The organism is Sphingobacterium detergens (assembly GCF_003610355.1).
GTDB lineage: Bacteria > Bacteroidota > Bacteroidia > Sphingobacteriales > Sphingobacteriaceae > Sphingobacterium > Sphingobacterium detergens.
This window is the reverse complement of the sequence record NZ_RAPY01000002.1, coordinates 772,181-792,487: the sequence shown is the minus strand read 5'-3', so window position 1 is coordinate 792,487 and position 20,307 is coordinate 772,181. Positions and strand designations below refer to the sequence as shown.

The window sequence follows — 20,307 nt, the reverse complement described above, 5'->3', positions numbered from 1 at the left end:
GCTGGGGGTTATTTGTTAACAAATTCTGTTTTGTACAACTCAATAGCTTCTATCAAGATTCTTTGTGCTTCTTCACGTCCTTTCACCCCTTCTACGATAACGTGTTTCTTTTCTAAAGCTTTGTAGCTTTCAAAGAATTGTACAATTTCCTTCATTGTGTGTGGCGGCAATTGTTCAATGTCTTTAATGTAATTGAATACAGGATCATTTTTGGCAACAGCAATGATTTTATCATCTTGCTCGCCACCATCAACCATATTCATTACACCAATAACTTGCGCTTCCACCAATGTTAAAGGTAAGATATCAACCGAGCAAATCACCAAAATATCCAAAGGATCTTTGTCATCGCAATAAGTCTGTGGAATAAAACCATAATTGGCAGGATAGACAACAGATGAACTCATTACTCTGTCCAAAAGCAACAAACCTGTTTCTTTGTCTAATTCGTACTTTCCTTTGGATCCGTTTGTAATCTCAATGATAGCGTTTACGGCATTTGGCACATTCTCACCTGGAGAAACCATGTGCCAAGGGTTTTGTTTACTCATTTTTTATTTTACTGTATATTTTGTTTGTTTCTTTTGTCTTTTATTCGCTTTTTAAGCAAAGTAATTGCAATAGGCAAAAATGCGACCACGATCATCCCAACGACAACATATTCAACATAATGGATAATCCATGGGAACTCCATCCCCAAGAAATAACCGGAAAGAGTCAATACCAAGACCCATATTAAAGCTCCACTGACGTTATATAAAACGAATTTTTTGAAATCTAATTTTACAACACCCGCAAAGATAGGAGCAAAAGTACGAACTATTGGGACAAATCTACCTATAATTAATGCTGTTCCTCCATATTTATGGTAAAATTCTTCCGCCATCACCACATATTTCCGCTTAAAGATGATGCTATCCTTTCGCTTAAATAACATGGGGCCGGCTCGATAACCGAACCAATAACCTGTAAAATTGCCCAATATTCCTGCCCCCAACAAGCCCAAACAAAGCGTGTAAATACTCACGTCAATCTTATTGAGAGCACAAAACAATCCTGCTAAAAATAATAAATAATCGCCGGGTAGAAAAAAACCAAAAAACAGACCTGTTTCGGCAAATACGATTAAAATAACTAAATAAAACCCTCCCGAACTTAAAAGTTCTTCGGGATTCATTAGCTGTTGAAATGACAACAAAAGTTCATGCATAACTTTCAGTAAAAATCAATGTTGTTTTCTTCATTTTAGAATCCAAACCTACTTTTATCCCTGTACAATTTTAAAACAACAAAGTACAAATATAGTATTCTTCTAAAAAACGAAAGTAAATCAAGTGTAATATAATCTTGTTATTGATTTTGTGCAGTTATGCTAATAATGGACTCACGGATAGTCTCAGCAATCTGATGAAGCTCGTCTTCACCTAGACTTAACTTAGGCCCAGCAAAATTTAGGTCACTTATTTTATTGATCGGAACAAGATGGATATGTGCATGCGCGACCTCCAATCCTACGACGGCCACACCAACCTTAACACATGGAATTACCTTTTTTATCCCTTGTGCAACAATTTTCGCAAATACCCAAAGCGCCATGTATTCATCATCTTCGATATCAAAAATGTAATCTGTTTCTTTCTTCGGGATAACCAGTACATGACCTTTTGCCAAAGGACTGATATCCAAGAAGGCTAGAAAATCATTACTTTCTGCAACTTTGTAAGCTGGAATCTCTCCAGCAACGATTTTTGAAAAAATTGTTGACATATTATTCTATATTGGAATAAATTCTTTTTGTAATAACGTTTTGAGATATTAGTATTGGGTATTGAGACTTCGGGTTGTACCAGCCATCGGCTTGCATAAGGAAAGTCTAATGTCTAATATTTCCTATCTAAATACATTTTATAAAAACGACCATAAGTAACATACATATGATGTTCACAACAAATATAAACAAAAAAGGTCGCGATTGCTAGAACCCGACCTTCTTAATATAAAGTTAATTTGTGGATGTGCGGTTATGGCGTACCGCACATAACCGACATATATTATCTCGAAATTTCTACAATTTCAAATTCGATCTTACCTGCAGGCACTTCAATCTCTGCAGTATCACCTTTCGATTTACCCAATAACCCTTGCGCTATTGGTGACTTAACAGAGATCTTACCTAATTTAAGATCTGCTTCAGACTCAGCAACCAATTGATAAGTCATCACAGCTCCATTTTTTTTATTTTTGATCTTAACAATTGACAAAGCCAATACTTTCGATGTATCCAATTTGGATTCATCAATCAAGCGAGCTGTAGCCAATGTGTTTTCCAAATTGGCAATTTTAGCTTCATGAAGCCCCTGCGCTTCTTTAGCAGCATCATACTCCGCATTTTCAGACAAATCACCTTTGTCCCTAGCCTCTGCAATTGCATTGGCAATTTTAGATCTTCCTTCCGTCTTCAGATAAGCTAGTTCCTCTTTCAGCTTACGCAATCCTTCTTCCGTAAAATAAGTTACTTCTGCCATAATTTTATCTTTTTTCTTATTTTCTACATTTTAAAAAAGAAACAAGACCATATTACCCTCGTCGGGAAACATGGTCTCGCTTTCAATCTATACGAAGATAATAATTGTTTTCAACAAAACAAATTCTTATCTATCAAATATAATCAAATCTCCTCTTCGTCAACAAATTTATAACCCAACCCTCTCACCGTTTGCAGATAATGTGGTTTATCAGGGTTTGTTTCGATCTTTTTCCGCAGACGCACAACGTGCATATCCAACGTACGTGTATTTACATTTGAACTATAGCCCCATACCACTTCCATCAATTCCTCACGTGTAATCTCCCGACCCAAATTTTGAAGAAAATGCAATAAAATCCTGTTTTCCAGAATAGTTAACTCAACCTTTTTACCATCGCGTATTAATGAATGGATATTCGGATGGTGCTCTGTCTGCCCAAACTTGTAGATCTCTGGACTATTTTTAGGAAGAAAAAACTTCACCTTATTATCTATCATAGCAATCAACACGTCCATATTGAACGGCTTACTAATATAGTCCGTCACACCAAAGCTATAAGCCTCAATCTTGTCCACATCCTGGGATTTAGCAGTCATCATAATAATGATATTCTCAAATCCTGCTTTACGGACATCTTCGCAGATCTCGTTACCTTCTTTTCCAGGGAGCATCCAATCTAACAGGACCACATCGGGCCTCTTTTCCAAGATTAAACTTTCTGCTTCATTCCCATTTCCGCTTTGGATGACTTGATAGCCTTCAGATTCTAATCGATGTTTTACCAAGAAACGTAAGTTCTCATCATCTTCAATAACAGCAACAGTGATGTCTTTATTCATATTTAAATTTATTTTTTAAACCGGAAATACCAACGTAAAGGTAGTGCCTTGCCCCAATTGACTTTTGACTGTAATGTCCCCACCTATAAACTCAGTGATTTCCTTACAGAAAGCCAAACCTAAACCAATACTTCCTTGCTGATTATATTGACTTTTTATTCTATAAAACTTTTTGAAGATATTGTTAAACTCCGCCTTCTCTATCCCAATCCCTTCGTCCTTAAAAGTGATAACAAAATTCTTCTTATTTTGTTGTATCGTAATATCCAAGATTTTATGCCCCGCTTTCGAATACTTATAGGCATTGTCTATCATGTTTTGAAACACGCTACTCAATAACACTGGATCTGCCAGCATCGATGTTCTTACATCAATTTTTGTGCTAATTTTAAAGTCAGCATATTTTATTCTTGAAGAAGCAACCAGATTTTCGGTAAATTCCTCCAGATCAACCTCTTCTTTGTTTAATTTAATGGTTTTATTTTCAATCTGGCTAAAAGACAATAATTTATTCATTAAATTATTGAGTCGATCAGCTTCCTGGTCCAATATATTACCATACATTTTTCTTTCCTCGTCGGAAAGTATTTGTGCACTCTTAATATTATTCCCGGCAATTTTTATTACACTAACAGGTGTTTTAAACTCGTGGGTCAAATTGTTGATAAAATCATATTGCAATTTAAAAAGTCTTCCGTTAATTTCTAAATTTCTATAAATTAAATATAGAATTGCTATTAAAATAATGTAAATCAATGAAATGCCACCTAATACTGGCCAAAAACTACGATTTATTTCTGCCGAAAGAAAACTTTTACTCGATCTGAAAAGCAATTTATAATCAGCCAAAGCTCCGGGCAATGGCATTTCTGTTGAAATTTCATCGTCCTCAGGTGTAATTGGCGCGCCGACCAATGGCACAATCGCTACCTTTTCGTAAAGATTTGCATAGCTATTTTTCACCTCCAAATACATTGGGTCAATCTGAAAGTTGAACATGTCCTGTTCATAACCGACAGTATGATCCAGATTCCCTTCCATAATGGATTTATAAACAATCAGATCATTAACCCTGGGTATATTTAAATACGTAATCTGCCCCGGCCTGATCGTATAAAATACCTTTAAAATATCCTTATCAGAAAGCTTCGCATTTGCCTGAAGCTTATCAATATAAGTAGCAAGTTTAACCCCAATATTATTAATTTCCTCAGAATGCAGCCCCATTTGAGCACGGTCGAGAATTGTATTTTTATTCAATCCCGATCGGGACACCGTAAAAAAGGTGATGGTTTTGGGTTGAATCCGCAGGTTATTAACGATAAAACCATAGTTCAGATTATGATCATTATTGAATTGCAGATCAAAAAAACCTATTTCACGTACAAAAGGATAAGAACTTAAAATACTATATGCATATTTTCCCGCTTGTACAGAATCCAGAAAACCTTGGTAAAAAGACACCTCGGGGATTCTATTTTGAAAAAAGTCGTTAAAAGGAATCAGAGTCTGATCAAAAATTTCAGATTTTCTATTCGTAAATTCATTTTTTATATGCGATTCAGTATAATTTCTAGATAGAAAAAGCGCAAAAATATAAAGGCCACTGATGACGATAAAAAACATCAACAATAATCCGTAATTTTTTCGATAGCTGTATTTTTCTGCTTTCATATGCTGCCTCTAGTCTGCTAGATATTTTGCCAAAAACCGCTCCAGCTCATTATAATAGCCAAATACATTCTCATCTTTTTTAAAGGTCCTATCTTCATCTTCCTTTAGAAAATACTGTACAGGAACATTATTGTTCTTTAACTTTTGAACAAATTGATTCGCATCCGTCACAGAACTAAACCGATCTTTTCCACCTTGAACCAACAACACAGGGATCCTTACTTTATCGGAATGAAAAACAGGCGATATATTTTTAAACAGCTCCGCCTCTCTGATAGGGTTACCAACGATCTGATACATCTTCTGTACATAAGATTTAAAATAAGGTGGAATGTCCCTAAAATAGGTGAATAGGTTTGTATATCCCGAATAAGAAACCGCGCATTTATAAAGATCCGAATTGAAACAAGCAGCATGAAGCGCAGAGTATCCCCCAAATCCCTTTCCGACAATAGCGACACGATTCTTATCCGCTATCCCCTCTTTGATCAGCCACTTCACTCCATCAGTAATGTCATCTTGAATTTTTCCGCCCCATTCTTTAAAACCTGCTGTCCAAAACTTTTTTCCGAACCCTGTCGAGCCTCTATAGTTCATCTGAAAAACCAAATATCCTCTGTTTGCCAAAAACTGTGCCTCATTATCAAAGCCCCACACCTCACGCCCATTTGGTCCATCATGTGGCAACACCACCATTGGAAGATCTTTTCGATTGGAATGAACTGGATAGGTTAAGTATCCGGATATCTCTACCCCATCTCTCGCTTTATAAGTAATAAACTCATTTGGAGACAACTCCTTGTCTTTAAGATCAGAATTATTATCGGCTAATTTGGTCAGTTTTTTTGTGGTAAAATCATAAAAATAAATTCCACCAGGATTAACATCTGTATAGGTTTTAATAATCACTTTTTCGCCTGAAGCATCGGTATTAAGAACTTGGAATTCAAAACCATCAATCTGCTTAGACAATTCATCATATTTCCGCTTTGTCTGCTCATCGAAAAAATGTCTGCTTTGCCTTGAGGTTGTATAATTCACAAACAGCAAGCGATTTAGCTCCGGAAAATAACCTCCTGGACTCATGTCAACCTCTTTATGGCTAAAAAGCTCGCCCAGTTCCCTTTCATTGACTAGATCATAGCTCACCAAGGCCAATTTATCACGGTTTATATTCGATAGTGCATAGATAATACTATTTGAACTGTCTTTATATCCCAGCGGAGTGAAACTGCTTTCTACATCACAACGTATGATCTCCTTGAAAGGTTCTTTCTCAGAAGGACGGAAAAGAACAGATTGTTGTACGGAATCGTTTGCAATAGCCAAACGTATCTGTCCATCATTGGAAGCAATCCAGGAGCTCATATTACCTGGATTTTGTAAGATCAATTCACGTGGTCGACCATCCAAATAAATACGATATAGATCAAAAAAAGAGGAATCACGATCATTAATCCCCGCAACAAAACCCTCTCCACCAGACACCGTCGAATGAATCCATCTAAACCGCGCACGAACTGGCTTAATTAATGCCCAGATTTTTTCAGTGTTAATATCCACAGCATACAAACGCAAACTGTCTTGGGAAGATTGTTCTGTCAAAAAAGAAATCTTAGAATCGTTATTCCAGGCAAAAGATTTTACATTGATATCATTCTGATAGGTTAATTGCTTGGAGCTATCCTGATGCTTCAAATCAATCAAATAGATATTTTTGCAATGATTGTCCATGCCGATATAGGCAATAAACCGACCATTAGGGGAAATCTTAAAATTTGATTTTTCAGGTGTGGAAAAGAATTGATTGATGGGTATAGGATCAACCTTATGTTGTTGGCATCCCAACATAGTCAATGCACAAAAAAATAAAACAGTCCAAAATTGCAACCTCATAATCCCAAATGCGTCCTTATCAATTAACTCAAATATTGTAATTAAATACCAAATTGCAGTCAATGCAACCTTATTTTTACAAGATATAGTAATTAAACGTAATATTCAAAAATAGCGTATAAAACCGTATTTTTGTTTATGTTTTTATACAATGTCTCTGTTATAGCAGAAGAAACGATCCACAATGACATCGTTTCTTGGATTCAGGATAATATCGTGCAATCCCAAAAATTCCAAGTGCATTTCCTTGAAATGCTCCAGTCGCCCCATGAAGGAATGACTTATTGCATCCAAGTAGTTTTACCTTCTGAAGAACATATTGCAGACTTCCAACAGGTACATTTGATACCATTACAACAATTTATTTCAGAGCTGTACAAGGACAAAGTTTTCCTTTTCGACAGTACAATGAAATACTTAAAAAAATAAAGAGCTCTAGAGCTCTTTATTTTTTTAAGTATGTATACAAACTAAAATTCTTAATTCATCTTATTTTTCTTGGATTCATGATCCTTTTCACCAATTTCCAAAGCTAATTCATAGCGTGGATCATAACTTATTTTAGGCGTTAAGAAATGTAATAGGATCAATCTCGCGTACCTAAAATTAAAGGGAGCAAAAACGAAAATAGTAACCGCCAAGCCAACCAAATAGAGCCAAGGAGACTCACTTCCGGTCAAAATTGCAATAGCGACAGACACAGATACAATCTCAGCAACAGAAAGAGCATAACTGACATACATCGCCGCATAAAAATAGCCCGGCTCAACCTCATATTTAACACCGCAATGCGGGCAAACGTCATTCATCTGCTGCTTCCGCAGGCTATAGACCTTTCCTTCAAAGACTTTTCCAACATGACATCTAGGACATTTGGAATGTATCATTGCGTGAAATTTGGATGTCGGCATCAGAGTCTACTTTATCTCGTTAATAAATTTCTTGGTTGGAGGATTCTTTTTACGGTATTTCTTATACCACAGATACCCCAGTCCTGCTGCTGCCAAATAGGGAATCACCAATAAAAATAAGATTCCATCATTCAACCCTCGTCCTTGCATATTACCATCTTTGGTGGAATTCTCAGCAGTCAATGTACACATCGCACATTGTGCTTGAGAAATAGATACTGTCGAGCAGCTTAGGGTAAATATTACGAGTAGATATTTAAACCATTTCATAGTCCAAAGTTACTGAAAATTTAGCGATTAGCCCACCAATACTTCAAATTTGTCCCAAAAACCATCTTGCGGCAATGAGGCTACCAATTCCATCTTTTCTTTTTTTATGGGATGTGTAAACGCTAACGACCGTGAGTGCAAACAGATACTTCCCATTGAACTTCCTCTTGGATACCCGTATTTGTTATCGCCAACAATAGGACAACCCATTGCTGCCAACTGTGCTCGTATCTGATGTGTACGACCTGTTAGGGGTTCGACCCGCAATAGATAGAATCCATTTAATTCACCCACTATTGCATAGTCCAATTCAGCGTAGGTACCGCCTTTCACTTCACGCGGAAATGCTTTCGTTACTCTTGTCTGTCTATTTCGAATTAACCAGTTGATCAATTTACCTTCGGCATTATGTGGACGTTGCCGTACGATTGCAAAATAAGTTTTTTTCACCATCCGGTCTTGAAAGAACTTATTCATACGTTCGAGGGCTTTACTTGTCTTCGCGAAAAGAATCATGCCACTGACAGGCCTATCCAAACGATGGATGACACCAACATAAGCATCATTGGGCTTGTCATATTTCTTTTTCAGATAGATCTTCACCATATCCTCCAATGAAAGATCCCCAGTTTCGTCAACCTGCACAATATCGCCTGATTTTTTATTAATCGCTATCAGATGATTATCTTCAAAGATCACCTCTTTATCTGTAATTTCAGATTTATTCATTTCTTCTATACTAAAAGGTTACACAAACCTCTGTTATTATCTAAAATAATTGGATTGAAATACCGAAAAAAAGGCCCTACGCAAGCGTAAAGCCTTTTCATATCTTCTTACTAAAACTTATTGTACACTATCAGCCTTTAGTGCTTCTGCTTTTTTAGCGTTTTCTTTCATTTTTTTCTTAAAGAATCCTCGTAACAAGAAATTATGTTGCAAAGCTTCCATATTTTCATCCAACTTTTCAGTACTAGAATTCAAATTATTAATGGCTGACTTAATTTGATTTGCTGAAGCGGGATCATTCAATAAGACACCAACCGCATTGTCTTTATCGTTCAATCGACTAGAGGCATTATTCAAGTTATTGATCAATGCATTTGCAGTCTGTGATACCCCCTGCAACTGCGCTGCAGACTGACGCAAATTTGAAAAGATAGCCGTATCGGTAGTCAGATCGTGGATCAACCCTTTATTGCTGTTCAACGAATTTGTTAATGTAACCAAATTTGCAGAAGCTTTATTGGCATTATTCATTGCAGCACTAATGGAAAGTAAACTCGCACGTAACGTATTCACCATCGCAGTATCGGTCAACATTGCCCCAACCATGCCTTTACCATCTGCCAAACCACGTGATATCTCGACAAAGTCAGTTGTAATCTTAGCCAAGTTTTCGTTATTTACTTGCAATGTTTCCATCATGGCCTCCATGTCTGCAGTTTTCGCTGATCTTAAAAAATCACCAGTTTCCACAGTAGGTGCATTTTGAGACCCCCCAGTAATAACGACAATTTTATTACCAATCAATCCATCGGAGCCCAATTTTGTGACAGCATCTTTGCGAATATATTCCGCAGATTTCTCTTCAATAGTTAAAACAACTTCGACATCCTGTACACTTTTAAAGTGGATATTTTTAATGATCCCCACCTTAACCCCAGAAAACCAAACATTACTTCCTACTTTCAATCCCGCAACATCAGGAAATGAAGTCGCGATCTCGATGTTTCTTGTAAATTTCTTTTGTTGACTGCCCAAAATAAAAATCCCGGCCAAAAGAATCAATACGCCTAAAAAAACAAAAATACCAACAATGATTGCTCTTTTATTTTCTGCCTTACTCATGTATATTATAGAATAAAATTATAATTATAAAACGCTTTAACACGTGCGTCATCTGTATCAAAAATTTCTTCAAAAGACCCCTGTCTTTCAAACTTACCATCCAATAGCATTACAATACGATCACCTACTTCTTTCGCGCAGGCCAAATCATGTGTAATAATAATTGATGATGTCTTATACCGCTCCTGAACCTCATTGATCAATCCATTGATATCCAAACAAGTGATCGGATCGAGACCTGCTGTAGGCTCATCATACATCATGATCTCCGGCCGAAGGATCAAGGTACGCGCAATACCAATCCGCTTACGTTGACCTCCAGACAATTCAGATGGCATTTGGTTGATGGCCTGAGATAAACCTACACCATCCAACACTTCCTCCACAGCATGATTAATCTCAGATCGTGTGAGATTTCGTTTATTTCTCACCAATGGAAACTCCAAATTTTCACGAACCGTCATACTATCATAGAGTGCACTATTCTGGAAAGAAAAACCAATTTTTAATCGTAATTCACGCAACTCTCGGTCATTTAATGACGTGACAGATTCACCCAATACATCAATTGTTCCTTCATCAGGTTTTAATAATCCCGAAATCAACTTGATCAAAACCGATTTACCTGTACCCGAACGTCCTAACACAACAAGATTTTCCTCTTTATATAAATCTAGGTTAACCTCCTTGAGTACATGGTTATCCACAAAAGATTTACTCACATTTCTGATTTCAATGACTGATTGAGAATGATCTATATTTACTTTAGTCTTTTCCATATACCACTATCCAAAGAACGACAAAATCTGAACAATAATGATCTCCTCAATAAAGACAAGAAACATCGAAGCAACCACGGCCGCATTGGCTGCCTTACCTACTCCTTCTGTACCTTTAGAGGAAAAATAACCACAATAGCAACTTACAGCCCCAATAGTAAAGCCAAATATTACAGCACGTAATACCATAGCACCTAAATCCTTGAAGGCAATTGTTTCAAATACCTGCGTAAAAAAGCTCAAAAAACTCAAGTCATCTTTACTCATCATACTCAGGTAACCACCTAAAAGGCCAATACCCGCCACATAAAAACATAACACAGGAATACCAATAGTTGTAGCTAAAATTCTACTTACAATCAAATATTTATAAGGATTAGTACCTGACACCTCCATTGCATCTATCTGCTCAGTCACATTCATCGAACTTAATTCAGCCCCAATCTGCGACCCCACCTTACCCGATGCAATCAAAGCAGTTACCAAGGGTGCTAAGGCACGAACAATCGCAATTGAAATTAACGATGGCAACATGGAGGTTGCACCAAATTCTTCCAACGAAGGACGAGATTGTTTCGTAAAAACAAAACCAACGATAAATCCGGTTAAGCTGATCAAAGGCAAAGATTTATAGCCTATTTCATAGCATTGGCGTATAATTTCTTTGAATTCATATGGTGGAGTTACTAATTCGCGCCAAAATCGTAATAAGAAACGATGAATGTTTGCGAATTCTAGAAAAAAAGTCTGAAGTTTTTTAGCCATTTAAAAATATGTCTATGTCAAATTAATGTGTCATAAAACACCTCATATGCTCAACAAACACGTAACAATTCGAGCGGTAAAGGTAAATAAAAAATATGTATCTAAAATTGTCGTTTATGTAAAAAGATCATCAATTTGACTTTTATATAAAAAAAATCAGATTTATAGTGTACCAATTAAACCATTTAATACGTTATGCTGTCATAATAACAAAGACAATAGCATAGAGTTTTGTCTTACTTAAAATATTACGAAGATGAAAAATTTAGGAAACATAAAATATTGGGTACTGGGATTGATCGGTGTTGCTTCCTTTACAAGTTGCACAACTACGATGGCTCAAAGAGGAGGATATACAGGTTATAATAACTACAACAATTCTGGTATTTCATTTCAGACGTTCTATGATGAACTTTCACCATACGGACAATGGGTGAATGATCCGAATTATGGATATGTGTGGATTCCTGATGCCGGCCCAGACTTCCAACCTTATGCAACCAATGGTTATTGGTCCATGACAGATTATGGTAATACATGGGTCTCCAATTACGATTGGGGGTGGGCTCCTTTCCACTATGGCCGATGGAACTACAACGATCGTTATGGTTGGGGATGGGTTCCCGATTACGAATGGGGACCAGCATGGGTAAACTGGCGCCAAAGCAATGATTATTATGGTTGGGCTCCATTAGGTCCGGGCATGAATATCAATGTATCGGTCAATATCCCAATGAACTTCTGGACCTTTGTTTCGGTCAATCATTTTATGAACCGAAACATGGATAGATATTATGTAAACCGTCGAAATTATAACAGCATTTATAATAGAACCACAGTGATCAACAATACAACGATCATCAATAATAACTATTATGTGGGTGGTCCGCGTAGATCTGACATCGAACGTTATACAGGCAGAACTGTCAACGTAAACCGTATTAACAATGTAGATCGACCAGGATCGGTGCGCAGTAGCAATAGCCGTACAAGATCAAGCGAAATCAATATGTATCGTCCAAGTGTAGACCGCAACACACGTTCATCTGCACGTCCAACCAATGTTGTGGACGCTTCAACTCGAACACGTAACAATAATAGTGAAATTTCAGACCGCAACAATCGTGTCATTTCCAACCGGGATAACATCAATACCAGATCTGGAAATCGTGAGTTGTATATTGACAATAGCGGTAATGCTTCGGTAAGATCACGCAATGATGCGAATAATAATAGCGGATCTACACGTAGCTCCAGTAATACTAATGGACGTACTACAGACAATAGTTCGAACAACAGAAATAATGTAGGTACAACACCTACTTCAGACAATTACGATTTTAGAACCCGATCCGGCAGAGAGTCGAATCCATCAAATACGAATAACCCTACTTCTACCAGTAGAACCAGACAAGGAAATGCTGTTGACAACAGCGGTGTTGTCAATAGCCGAAATTCGGACTATAATACACGAGTAAGAACAGGCACCAGCAATACAGGTGACGCAGGTTCATCCCGTAGTGGGCAGCCAACAACAATGCCGCAACGAAATGGAAATTATGATGCTGGTAATACTAGAACACGCGCTAGTCAACCTGTATCACAACCTAGTCAACCAGTGCAAAATAGAAGTTATGACACTGGCAACAGCAGATCGCGCTCCAGTCAACCTGCAGCGCAACCCAGCCAACCGGTGCAAAATAGAAGCAATGAGAATACCAGAACACGGTCCTCAGCTCCTACAGTTGAAAGATCGAATTCCTCAAATTCAGGAAGTTCTTCAGCTCCAAGAACCAGATCATCTGAAGGATCAACTCGTTCAGGAGGTAGTTCAAGAACACGATAACAGGTCAAATTTATAAAGTAAAAAAATGGGTCAGTGATGTGCTGACCCATTTTTTTTGCATCGACTCGTATGGACTCTTGTTTTATTTATGATGAACAATCCGCACATTTTCATGTTAATTAGTAAATTTACAGCTTCAAACAAAAATCAGATTAATAAAGATGGCTTCATTCACCTCTATATTAGATAACGACTTTTACAAATTCACGATGCAGAATGCAGTAGTTAAGCTATTTCCAAAGGCAAAAGCACGCTACCACTTTATCAATCGGGGACATCATAAGTTTCCGGAAGGATTTGACATTCTTTTAAAGGAGGCTGTAAACGAAATGGCAGACCTACGACTTACCAAAGCCGAGAAAGCTTTTTTTGCGCGGACTTGTCCCTACATTGATCCGACCTATTTTGATTTTTTACAAGGTTATCGTTACGATCCCGATGAAATAAAAATCACGCAGGATGGTCCCGATCTCGAAGTTGTTATCGAAGGGTATTGGTATCGAACGATTCTTTGGGAGGTACCGCTCATGTCACTGATCTGTGAGCTTTTCTATGAATCTCAGGATTTGGTTCGCGCATCAGATGAAGAGGTTATTGCAACGGCCAAAGATAAAATCGAAAAATATAAAAAACTACATATCACGATTGCCGATTTTGGCACCCGTAGAAGACATTCCTATGAAGTCCACGACTTGGTTGTCCGTACATTAAAACAATACGGCGAAAAAACCTTTATTGGAACCAGTAATGTCCACCTGGCAATGAAATATGAAACCAAACCGATCGGCACCCACGCACACGAATGGTTTATGTTTCATGCGGCAAAATATGGCTACAAAATGGCCAACCTATTAGGATTGGAGCACTGGTCGGATGTTTATCGCGGTGATCTTGGAATTGCCCTGTCTGACACCTATACAACGGAAGTTTTCTTTCAGCAATTCGATAAAAAGCTTACCAAATTATTTGACGGAGTACGTCACGACAGTGGTGACCCGCTGGAGTTTACAGACAAAGTCATTGCACACTACAAGAAAAATGGTATTGATCCATTGTCAAAGACAATTATATTTTCCGATGGCCTAGATTACGACAAGGTCGAAAGAATAGCAAGTTACTGCGAGGGCAAAATATTACACTCATTTGGTGTGGGGACCAACTTTACAAACGATGTAGGACTTAGACCCATGAATATTGTCATCAAAATGACCGATGCTCTTCCCGAAGATGATCAATGGACCCCAGTCATCAAACTATCCGATGAACCTATGAAGCACACGGGTGATGAAGATTCGATCTATATCGCAAAAAAAGTATTAATGATTGATAATGACAATGTTTAGAGACGTGTATGGTGAGGCCCTTGATGATTACTTTATCCATCAAGAAGAAAAATTCCCTTTAATACTCCATACAAGCTATGGCGACCAAGACGAAATGCCAGTAGAAGTTTTCTTTAGGGATGCTGACGATTTTCCAGAACTGGAATTCATCGGATTATCGCTCTGTGACGGCCGGGTATTAGATGTGGGGGCCGGCGTAGGCAGTCACAGCTTATATCTACAAGAAAAGGGATTTGAGGTCGATGTGCTGGAAATATCGCAAACAGCTTGTCATATCATGCAACAGCGTGGTGTGCAACATATCATATGCCAAGATTTCTATGAATTCAGTGGACAAAAGTACGATACGCTTTTGTTTCTTATGAATGGTGTGGGTATCGCTGGCGACATTGATGGTTTTAAAAAGCTGTTGCAGCATAGTAAAGAGCTCCTGACTGATAGGGGGCAGCTTATTTTTGATTCATCCGATATCGGTTATCTCTACGAAGATTATAACATCAAAAAACCCAACCATTATTTTGGGGAGATCCAATATCAATACGAATATAAAGGGCAAAAAGGAAATCCCTTCAAATGGCTTTATCTAGATCAGGATAAACTGATCAAAATAGCCCATGAACTAGGATGGGTTGTTCAGATTCTATATGAAGATGAACATGATCAATATTTAGTTCGTATGGAACCAAAAAAATAATCTAACTATTTCAAGGCTTTACTTAGAACAAAAAACGCATAAAAAAACCTTAAATACCCTACTCAGTATTTAAGGTTTTTTGTGAATCAAAAAATAGTCAGCCTATTTCAGGACTTCACATGCTATTTTTGAGTTCTAATATAAATATCTCCCATAGAAGTCTTCAAGATCACATCCTGTCCACCACCATTCATTTTCCCTTTCACAGTATTTGACATAATGTAAGAATTTTTAGGTTCCTCAACAGGCTTTTCAAATTGAAATTCATCCGCGGCATAAATATTACCCATTGAAGTCTTCATATCTACATTAGCGCCGAATTTTACCGGGAAGGCTACGTCCACCGCGCCCATTGCTGCGATGAGTGAAATAGGACCTTTGACTGGCTGCACAAATTTGGCAACAACATCTCCTTGGGCGACTTTCACATTGAGCGGTCCAGTGACATTGATCACCTTAACATCCCCCATTGTACTGGAGATCTCAACCTCGGCTTTAATATCTTTTATTTCAATACCACCGCCATTAAAGAACCCTCCACGACCACCTCTTACACTAATCGATAAATCAAAAGGAACCCGAACATGCACAGAATCTTCCAATGGCATTCCAACCATGCTGATTTCCGTAACACCAGCAATATTTTGAATGTTCATTCCCATTCCCGAATTATCGGACAAGCCAGAACCATTGACCACACGCAAGCCTTTAGCCCGGTCGTTCTCCTCCTGCTGCTCCACCTTCGCTGTAATCACAACATCTTTTCCACTATAGCCTTCAATAGAAACATTGTCGAATTTCAGCAATAGCTTCTCACCAACATTGGGGACTTTAATTTCTTTCCAAACTCTCTTCCCACTGTCACCATATGGCATTCGCATTGTCTTAGGTGGTCTAGGTGCCTTTGGCGGAACGGCACGTTCTGCATTCTCTGTTATTTGGGCCTGCAATGCATTAGCAAAGAGCAGTGCCATTCCCATAATCATTATTCTTATCTTTTTCATCTTCATAATTATTACTGTCTAGTCCATTTTTCAATGGTATTCATGAGCTCACAAGCCCCATTTGTCTTTATTAAGGTGATGAAGCCTGGAGGTTTATTCCATTAGCTTAGCACGTCTCTACAGCTTCATCGTATATATTGTTTGTTCTATTGATGCAACAGTACCGCATAAGCTTGTTCTTTCACAAATTTCAATGTAAAGGGATCCTCTACAATCGCGTTCAGCTTATCCTTTGTACTATTTTTTATTTCCGGTTCATCTCTTTGTGCAATCATCTGCATCAGCTCAACCTGTAATGTAGGATCATTCTGTGCGACAAAAAAGTCCTGAACCTTTTGTTGCCTAACTTCTGGTGTCATTCCGTCCAGTAAGGTCTCAATCGCTGCCATACGCACATTACTGCTTTCATCCGAAACGGCTATTTTCTCTAATGCTTGCGCTGCATCCTCTTTTAGATTTCCTTGTTTTTGGAGTGCGAGTACGGCTGCCAATCGTGTACTTGCCCAAACAGAGTCCTGAAGCATTTGCATATAATCTTTTTCAAGCCCTTCTTTCTTATCTACGGTAACCTTTTGCGCCGTCTTGTTAACTACACGATGTATTTTTTGCGTATTTGTCATTGTCTGTATTGACCGTATTGGTTCCTTCTGACCAGCGTCTACCACGACCTCTTGTTGAGATGGGCGCAGGATGTCCACTGGCTCTTTTTGAACAGGGACAGATTTCAAATCTGCTACTCTGCCCATATGATCATCCTTTTTCTCCTGATTGAAGATGACAAAAGCCGCAGATCCGACCAATAGTGTAGCTGCCGCAATACTTGCCCATCGCCACAAAGGTTTAATCTTCTTTTCCTGTACTGGAGGAACAACCTGTGGTCTGATTTTATTCCATAAATCCGCTGACGGTTCTTTACGGTCAAATGCATCCCGATTGGCGTTCACAAAATCCTTCAAATTATCCCGCATAATTATACCTCTCCTTCAATTGTTCGTAAATTTTCTTTTTGGCACGATGGTATTGACTCCGCACCGCTACTGCTGTCATTCCCAAAGATTCCGCGACTTCATCGTGGCTCATATCTTCAAAAAGATACAGATTGATCACCATCTTGGGTATTCCGGTCAGCTGATCAATGACTGATTCCAAATCAGTCAGCCGACATTCTCGCCACTCCTTTTCCAACAGTTCATCTTCGCCTTCATCCTGGATTTCCAGATCATCAATAGGTGTATAATATTGCTTATTTTTCCGTAAAAGAGAAATAGCCTTATTCACGCCCATCCTTCTCAACCAAGCTTCAACACTAAGTACCGCCTGCCATTTATCCGATTTTGAGAAAAACTCTACAAAAGTCTCCTGCAAAACATCCTCACTTTCCTCCTGATTTGACAAAATCCGATAGATCGAGTTAAAAATCTTCTTCGCATAGCGATGATAGAGTTGTGCAAAGCCCGACTCGTTACCGGATTGGCACATCGCTAATAAATCTTTATCGCTAAGTTGGTTTTGCACGTTTACTATTTAATACTGTTAATTTCTATGTTTCTATTGTATAGTCGGATCGTTCTGGAAAATGTTGCAATTTAATTTTATTTTTTTTCTAAAATAAATAACATGCTATTTGTGAGCAGCAATAAATCTGTTTTTTTTTAGGTTCTAAATCCACAAAAAAACACCCATGGAAAATACCGTGGGTGCTTGCATTAACAAAATATACTTAATGAAGTTTTGTGAACTCCTCAATAAGAGCGTTTTTATTTCACTTTCAGATAAGTTTCAATAATCGTATGTTTTACCCCAAGTTCGGGCAAATTCTCTTCCCCATGTTGGACAAGTGTGTCCCCTTTAAATTCCAATTCAAAATCAAACTTCTTACTTTCCCAATCACGTAGACTACAGTATTGCAATCGCTCCTGATACTTTTTACCATCAAAAGAATAAGTTCCGCCTCCGGCAATAAAATGAGGTTCCTTTCCTTTCCCCTTTTCCTTATCATGATTGAAAAATGAAAAATGATCCTCGTTAAACATTTTAAACATTTCGGTTTTGCTTGTATCAGTGAAAGCAGTCACCGTATCTTTCCCTTTGATAGTCTTAGCTTCTAAGAGTCTGTACGTTCCAGTCAATGTTTTGTTTTTTGTGGTCTCATTTTCCTTCGTTTTATCAACTGCGTTATTACAGGAAAGAGCAATACATGGCAAGGCCACGATTAGTAAAATTTGATTTTTTAGGTTCATAGTATTTTATAAAGGGTTTAAAGAGGCCAAACTACGAAAGTTCAGCCTCATAAAAAACAAACCATTGTGATTATTTGTCCCACCAGACCCGGCCTGCAAGATTATCACCGCCGGGTACAGCTGCAGCTGCAGCTTTAAAATTTTCGCCATTGATAGCCTCTTCCGTAGAAGGATATGGAAAACGACGTGGAATGGTTCCCGAAGTGGCGTTTCCAGGATAGTTTACAGGCGTCAGCTTTGGAAATCCTGTCCGTCTCCAGTTGGCCCAAGTTTCATAAAAATCCAGCATGGTAATCGTGTGTGCCCAATACTGCATATTGATCTGTTCCAACCCCTTGCTTGCATCATAAGGATTAGCGACAGCAAAAGATTCAGCAATCGCGTCGGTAATAGCTAATTCTGAATCATATTGATTCAAATATGTAATAGACGCTTTCAGTCCATTTTTGTAATGTTCAGCAGCCGAACCGCCAATCCCCCAACGTTGTGCAGCTTCTGCCTTCAACAGCTCCGTCTCTGCATATGTCAGGATAAATGTCACACCATTCCGCTTTATCATCTTCGGATTTGGTGATGAATAATCTGGGAATGTGGTAAAACTTGGATCACTGCTAATTTTATACTTAGGGTCAGAACTTAAATCTTTTCCATTTGGCATTCCTTTTTGAACAGCGGCATTACTTACATAATCCGGATTCTGTGCTTTGACATCGTCTTTTAAATATAATTTGGTCACAGCCACTAAACCTAAACGAGGATCATTATTTTTCTTTAGAAAATCAATAAAGGTATTTGACCACTTTACATAATAGCATTCTTGTCCTCCATCACCCAACAGCACCTGCGAATTTCTATTCTGAGTTACACGCGAACCACTTTCATCGTGTGAGATGTAAGCATTTTCAGTATTACTAGTCAATGTATTTGCTACAGCTTTTGTCGCATATTGTTTTGCTTTGGCCTCATCTACTTTCACTAGGCGCATTGCTAGACGGAGTAAAAAAGAATTTCCAAAACGTTTCCATTTATCAATATTTCCCTTGTAAATAACATCACCAAAGACCCTATCACCATCTGTTTTTAAAGCGGCTACTGCTTCATCCACTTCTTTTAGTAGATCTGTATAGATATCCTGTTGCTTATCAAACTTAGGCTTGTAAATTTTCCCGTAAAATCCAACACCAGCTTCAGAATAGGGCACATCGCCATAGAGATCAGTAAGTCTTGCAAAAATAACTGCGCGCCAGATCCTTGCTACCTGATATAAGTTGTTTAATTCTGGTTTATCCTTTGTGTTGACAATAACGTCCTGGATATTCCGAACCTGCTCGATATATGCTCCGACAGTACCATTCCCCCAGTAAGCTGCAGTATACCCTTCATTTAGCAAATATTTATCGCCTGCCCAATAACTGATTACTGTAGACAATCCTTGCATCATCGTTGCTGAGTAAATTAAATTTCCACGCCAGGTATCGTAAGCGAAGTCAAAACTACCCGTATAGAATAATTGAGATGAAGACAAGGTATAATTTGGATCCCAAGTTTCCTTACCATAAGATATTGGATCAGTATTTATTTTTTCAAAATCTTTTGTACAGCTTCCCATCACACATAGGAGTCCTAGGGCAAGCGTAGATATAATCGGTTTAATCATTGTTTTCATT

General features: G+C 38.1%; 22 protein-coding genes. 4 read left to right on the top strand and 18 right to left on the bottom strand.

All coding sequences use genetic code 11. The features are described 5' to 3' along the window. Nucleotides 1–8: 8 nt before the first annotated feature. From DFQ12_RS15315 to DFQ12_RS15285, 7 genes are all read right to left on the bottom strand, one after another. Entirely contained in the window at nt 9–551 is a 543-nt protein-coding gene (locus DFQ12_RS15315) for an inorganic diphosphatase (protein ID WP_120259915.1), read from the bottom strand. An 8-nt stretch (nt 552–559) separates the two neighbouring features. Next, entirely contained in the window at nt 560–1,210 is a 651-nt protein-coding gene (locus DFQ12_RS15310) for a DedA family protein (protein ID WP_120259914.1), read from the bottom strand. Between the two features lie 140 nt (nt 1,211–1,350). After that, nucleotides 1,351–1,767 (bottom strand): HIT family protein, encoded by a 417-nt coding sequence (locus tag DFQ12_RS15305; protein WP_108635710.1) that lies wholly within the window; start codon nt 1,765–1,767, stop codon nt 1,351–1,353. A gap of 284 nt (nt 1,768–2,051) precedes the next feature. Then, nucleotides 2,052–2,525, bottom strand: coding sequence for a transcription elongation factor GreA (gene greA, locus DFQ12_RS15300; protein ID WP_108635709.1), 474 nt, complete (start codon nt 2,523–2,525; stop codon nt 2,052–2,054). Nucleotides 2,526–2,668: 143 nt separating this feature from the next. Continuing rightward, complete coding sequence (locus tag DFQ12_RS15295) at nt 2,669–3,367, bottom strand: response regulator transcription factor (RefSeq protein WP_077438378.1); 699 nt, start codon at nt 3,365–3,367, stop codon at nt 2,669–2,671. A 15-nt stretch (nt 3,368–3,382) separates the two neighbouring features. Continuing rightward, nucleotides 3,383–5,041 (bottom strand): sensor histidine kinase, encoded by a 1,659-nt coding sequence (locus tag DFQ12_RS15290; protein ID WP_120259913.1) that lies wholly within the window; start codon nt 5,039–5,041, stop codon nt 3,383–3,385. A gap of 9 nt (nt 5,042–5,050) precedes the next feature. Further along, nucleotides 5,051–6,937, bottom strand: coding sequence for an alpha/beta hydrolase family protein (locus DFQ12_RS15285; protein ID WP_120259912.1), 1,887 nt, complete (start codon nt 6,935–6,937; stop codon nt 5,051–5,053). Between the two features lie 138 nt (nt 6,938–7,075). On the opposite strand from DFQ12_RS15285, the gene DFQ12_RS15280 reads away from it, so the two are divergent. Beyond that, a complete protein-coding gene (locus DFQ12_RS15280) occupies nt 7,076–7,366 on the top strand; it encodes a DUF4286 family protein (RefSeq protein WP_120259911.1) in 291 nt (96 codons plus the stop codon). A 50-nt stretch (nt 7,367–7,416) separates the two neighbouring features. Here DFQ12_RS15280 and DFQ12_RS15275 read toward each other — a convergent pair whose 3' ends face one another. The 6 genes from DFQ12_RS15275 to DFQ12_RS15250 form a co-directional block, all read right to left on the bottom strand. Then, nucleotides 7,417–7,824 carry a DUF983 domain-containing protein gene (locus tag DFQ12_RS15275; protein WP_244211757.1) on the bottom strand — a complete coding sequence of 136 codons (408 nt, stop codon included), beginning with the start codon at nt 7,822–7,824 and terminating at the stop codon, nt 7,417–7,419. Between the two features lie 30 nt (nt 7,825–7,854). Beyond that, nucleotides 7,855–8,118: a hypothetical protein gene (locus DFQ12_RS15270; RefSeq protein WP_120259909.1), complete on the bottom strand. Its 264-nt coding sequence runs from the start codon at nt 8,116–8,118 to the stop codon at nt 7,855–7,857. Between the two features lie 27 nt (nt 8,119–8,145). Beyond that, nucleotides 8,146–8,847, bottom strand: coding sequence for an RluA family pseudouridine synthase (locus DFQ12_RS15265; RefSeq protein ID WP_120259908.1), 702 nt, complete (start codon nt 8,845–8,847; stop codon nt 8,146–8,148). Between the two features lie 117 nt (nt 8,848–8,964). Next, entirely contained in the window at nt 8,965–9,969 is a 1,005-nt protein-coding gene (locus tag DFQ12_RS15260) for an MlaD family protein (RefSeq protein ID WP_120259907.1), read from the bottom strand. A 5-nt stretch (nt 9,970–9,974) separates the two neighbouring features. Beyond that, the gene (locus DFQ12_RS15255; RefSeq protein ID WP_120259906.1) at nt 9,975–10,748 is read right to left on the bottom strand and encodes an ABC transporter ATP-binding protein; all 774 of its coding nucleotides are present in this window, start codon (nt 10,746–10,748) and stop codon (nt 9,975–9,977) included. Nucleotides 10,749–10,754: 6 nt separating this feature from the next. Then, nucleotides 10,755–11,513 carry an MlaE family ABC transporter permease gene (locus tag DFQ12_RS15250; protein ID WP_077438387.1) on the bottom strand — a complete coding sequence of 253 codons (759 nt, stop codon included), beginning with the start codon at nt 11,511–11,513 and terminating at the stop codon, nt 10,755–10,757. Nucleotides 11,514–11,769: 256 nt separating this feature from the next. On the opposite strand from DFQ12_RS15250, the gene DFQ12_RS15245 reads away from it, so the two are divergent. The 3 genes from DFQ12_RS15245 (at nt 11,770) to DFQ12_RS15235 (ending at nt 15,396) form a co-directional block, all read left to right on the top strand. Then, a complete protein-coding gene (locus tag DFQ12_RS15245) occupies nt 11,770–13,359 on the top strand; it encodes a DUF6600 domain-containing protein (RefSeq protein WP_120259905.1) in 1,590 nt (529 codons plus the stop codon). A gap of 161 nt (nt 13,360–13,520) precedes the next feature. Then, the gene (gene pncB / locus DFQ12_RS15240) at nt 13,521–14,702 is read left to right on the top strand and encodes a nicotinate phosphoribosyltransferase (RefSeq protein ID WP_120259904.1); all 1,182 of its coding nucleotides are present in this window, start codon (nt 13,521–13,523) and stop codon (nt 14,700–14,702) included. Beyond that, nucleotides 14,689–15,396, top strand: a complete 708-nt coding sequence (locus DFQ12_RS15235) for a class I SAM-dependent methyltransferase (protein ID WP_244211756.1) — start codon at nt 14,689–14,691, stop codon at nt 15,394–15,396. The genes pncB and DFQ12_RS15235 overlap by 14 nt, the downstream gene beginning before the upstream one ends. 122 nt (nt 15,397–15,518) lie before the next feature. On the opposite strand, the gene DFQ12_RS15230 is transcribed toward DFQ12_RS15235, so the two are convergent. The 5 genes from DFQ12_RS15230 to DFQ12_RS15210 all read right to left on the bottom strand — a co-directional run bounded on the left by DFQ12_RS15230 (nt 15,519) and on the right by DFQ12_RS15210 (nt 20,306). After that, on the bottom strand, nt 15,519–16,400 hold the full coding sequence (locus DFQ12_RS15230; RefSeq protein ID WP_167457291.1) for a DUF4097 family beta strand repeat-containing protein: 882 nt from the start codon (nt 16,398–16,400) through the stop codon (nt 15,519–15,521). Between the two features lie 146 nt (nt 16,401–16,546). After that, nucleotides 16,547–17,368 (bottom strand): HEAT repeat domain-containing protein, encoded by an 822-nt coding sequence (locus DFQ12_RS15225; protein WP_120259901.1) that lies wholly within the window; start codon nt 17,366–17,368, stop codon nt 16,547–16,549. Next, on the bottom strand, nt 17,358–17,915 hold the full coding sequence (locus tag DFQ12_RS15220; protein WP_147420431.1) for an RNA polymerase sigma factor: 558 nt from the start codon (nt 17,913–17,915) through the stop codon (nt 17,358–17,360). The genes DFQ12_RS15225 and DFQ12_RS15220 overlap by 11 nt, the downstream gene beginning before the upstream one ends. Nucleotides 17,916–18,157: 242 nt before the next feature. Beyond that, complete coding sequence (locus tag DFQ12_RS15215) at nt 18,158–18,640, bottom strand: DUF5004 domain-containing protein (RefSeq protein ID WP_120259899.1); 483 nt, start codon at nt 18,638–18,640, stop codon at nt 18,158–18,160. Nucleotides 18,641–18,710: 70 nt separating this feature from the next. Further along, complete coding sequence (locus DFQ12_RS15210) at nt 18,711–20,306, bottom strand: SusD/RagB family nutrient-binding outer membrane lipoprotein (protein ID WP_120260033.1); 1,596 nt, start codon at nt 20,304–20,306, stop codon at nt 18,711–18,713. Nucleotide 20,307: the final 1 nt, after the last annotated feature.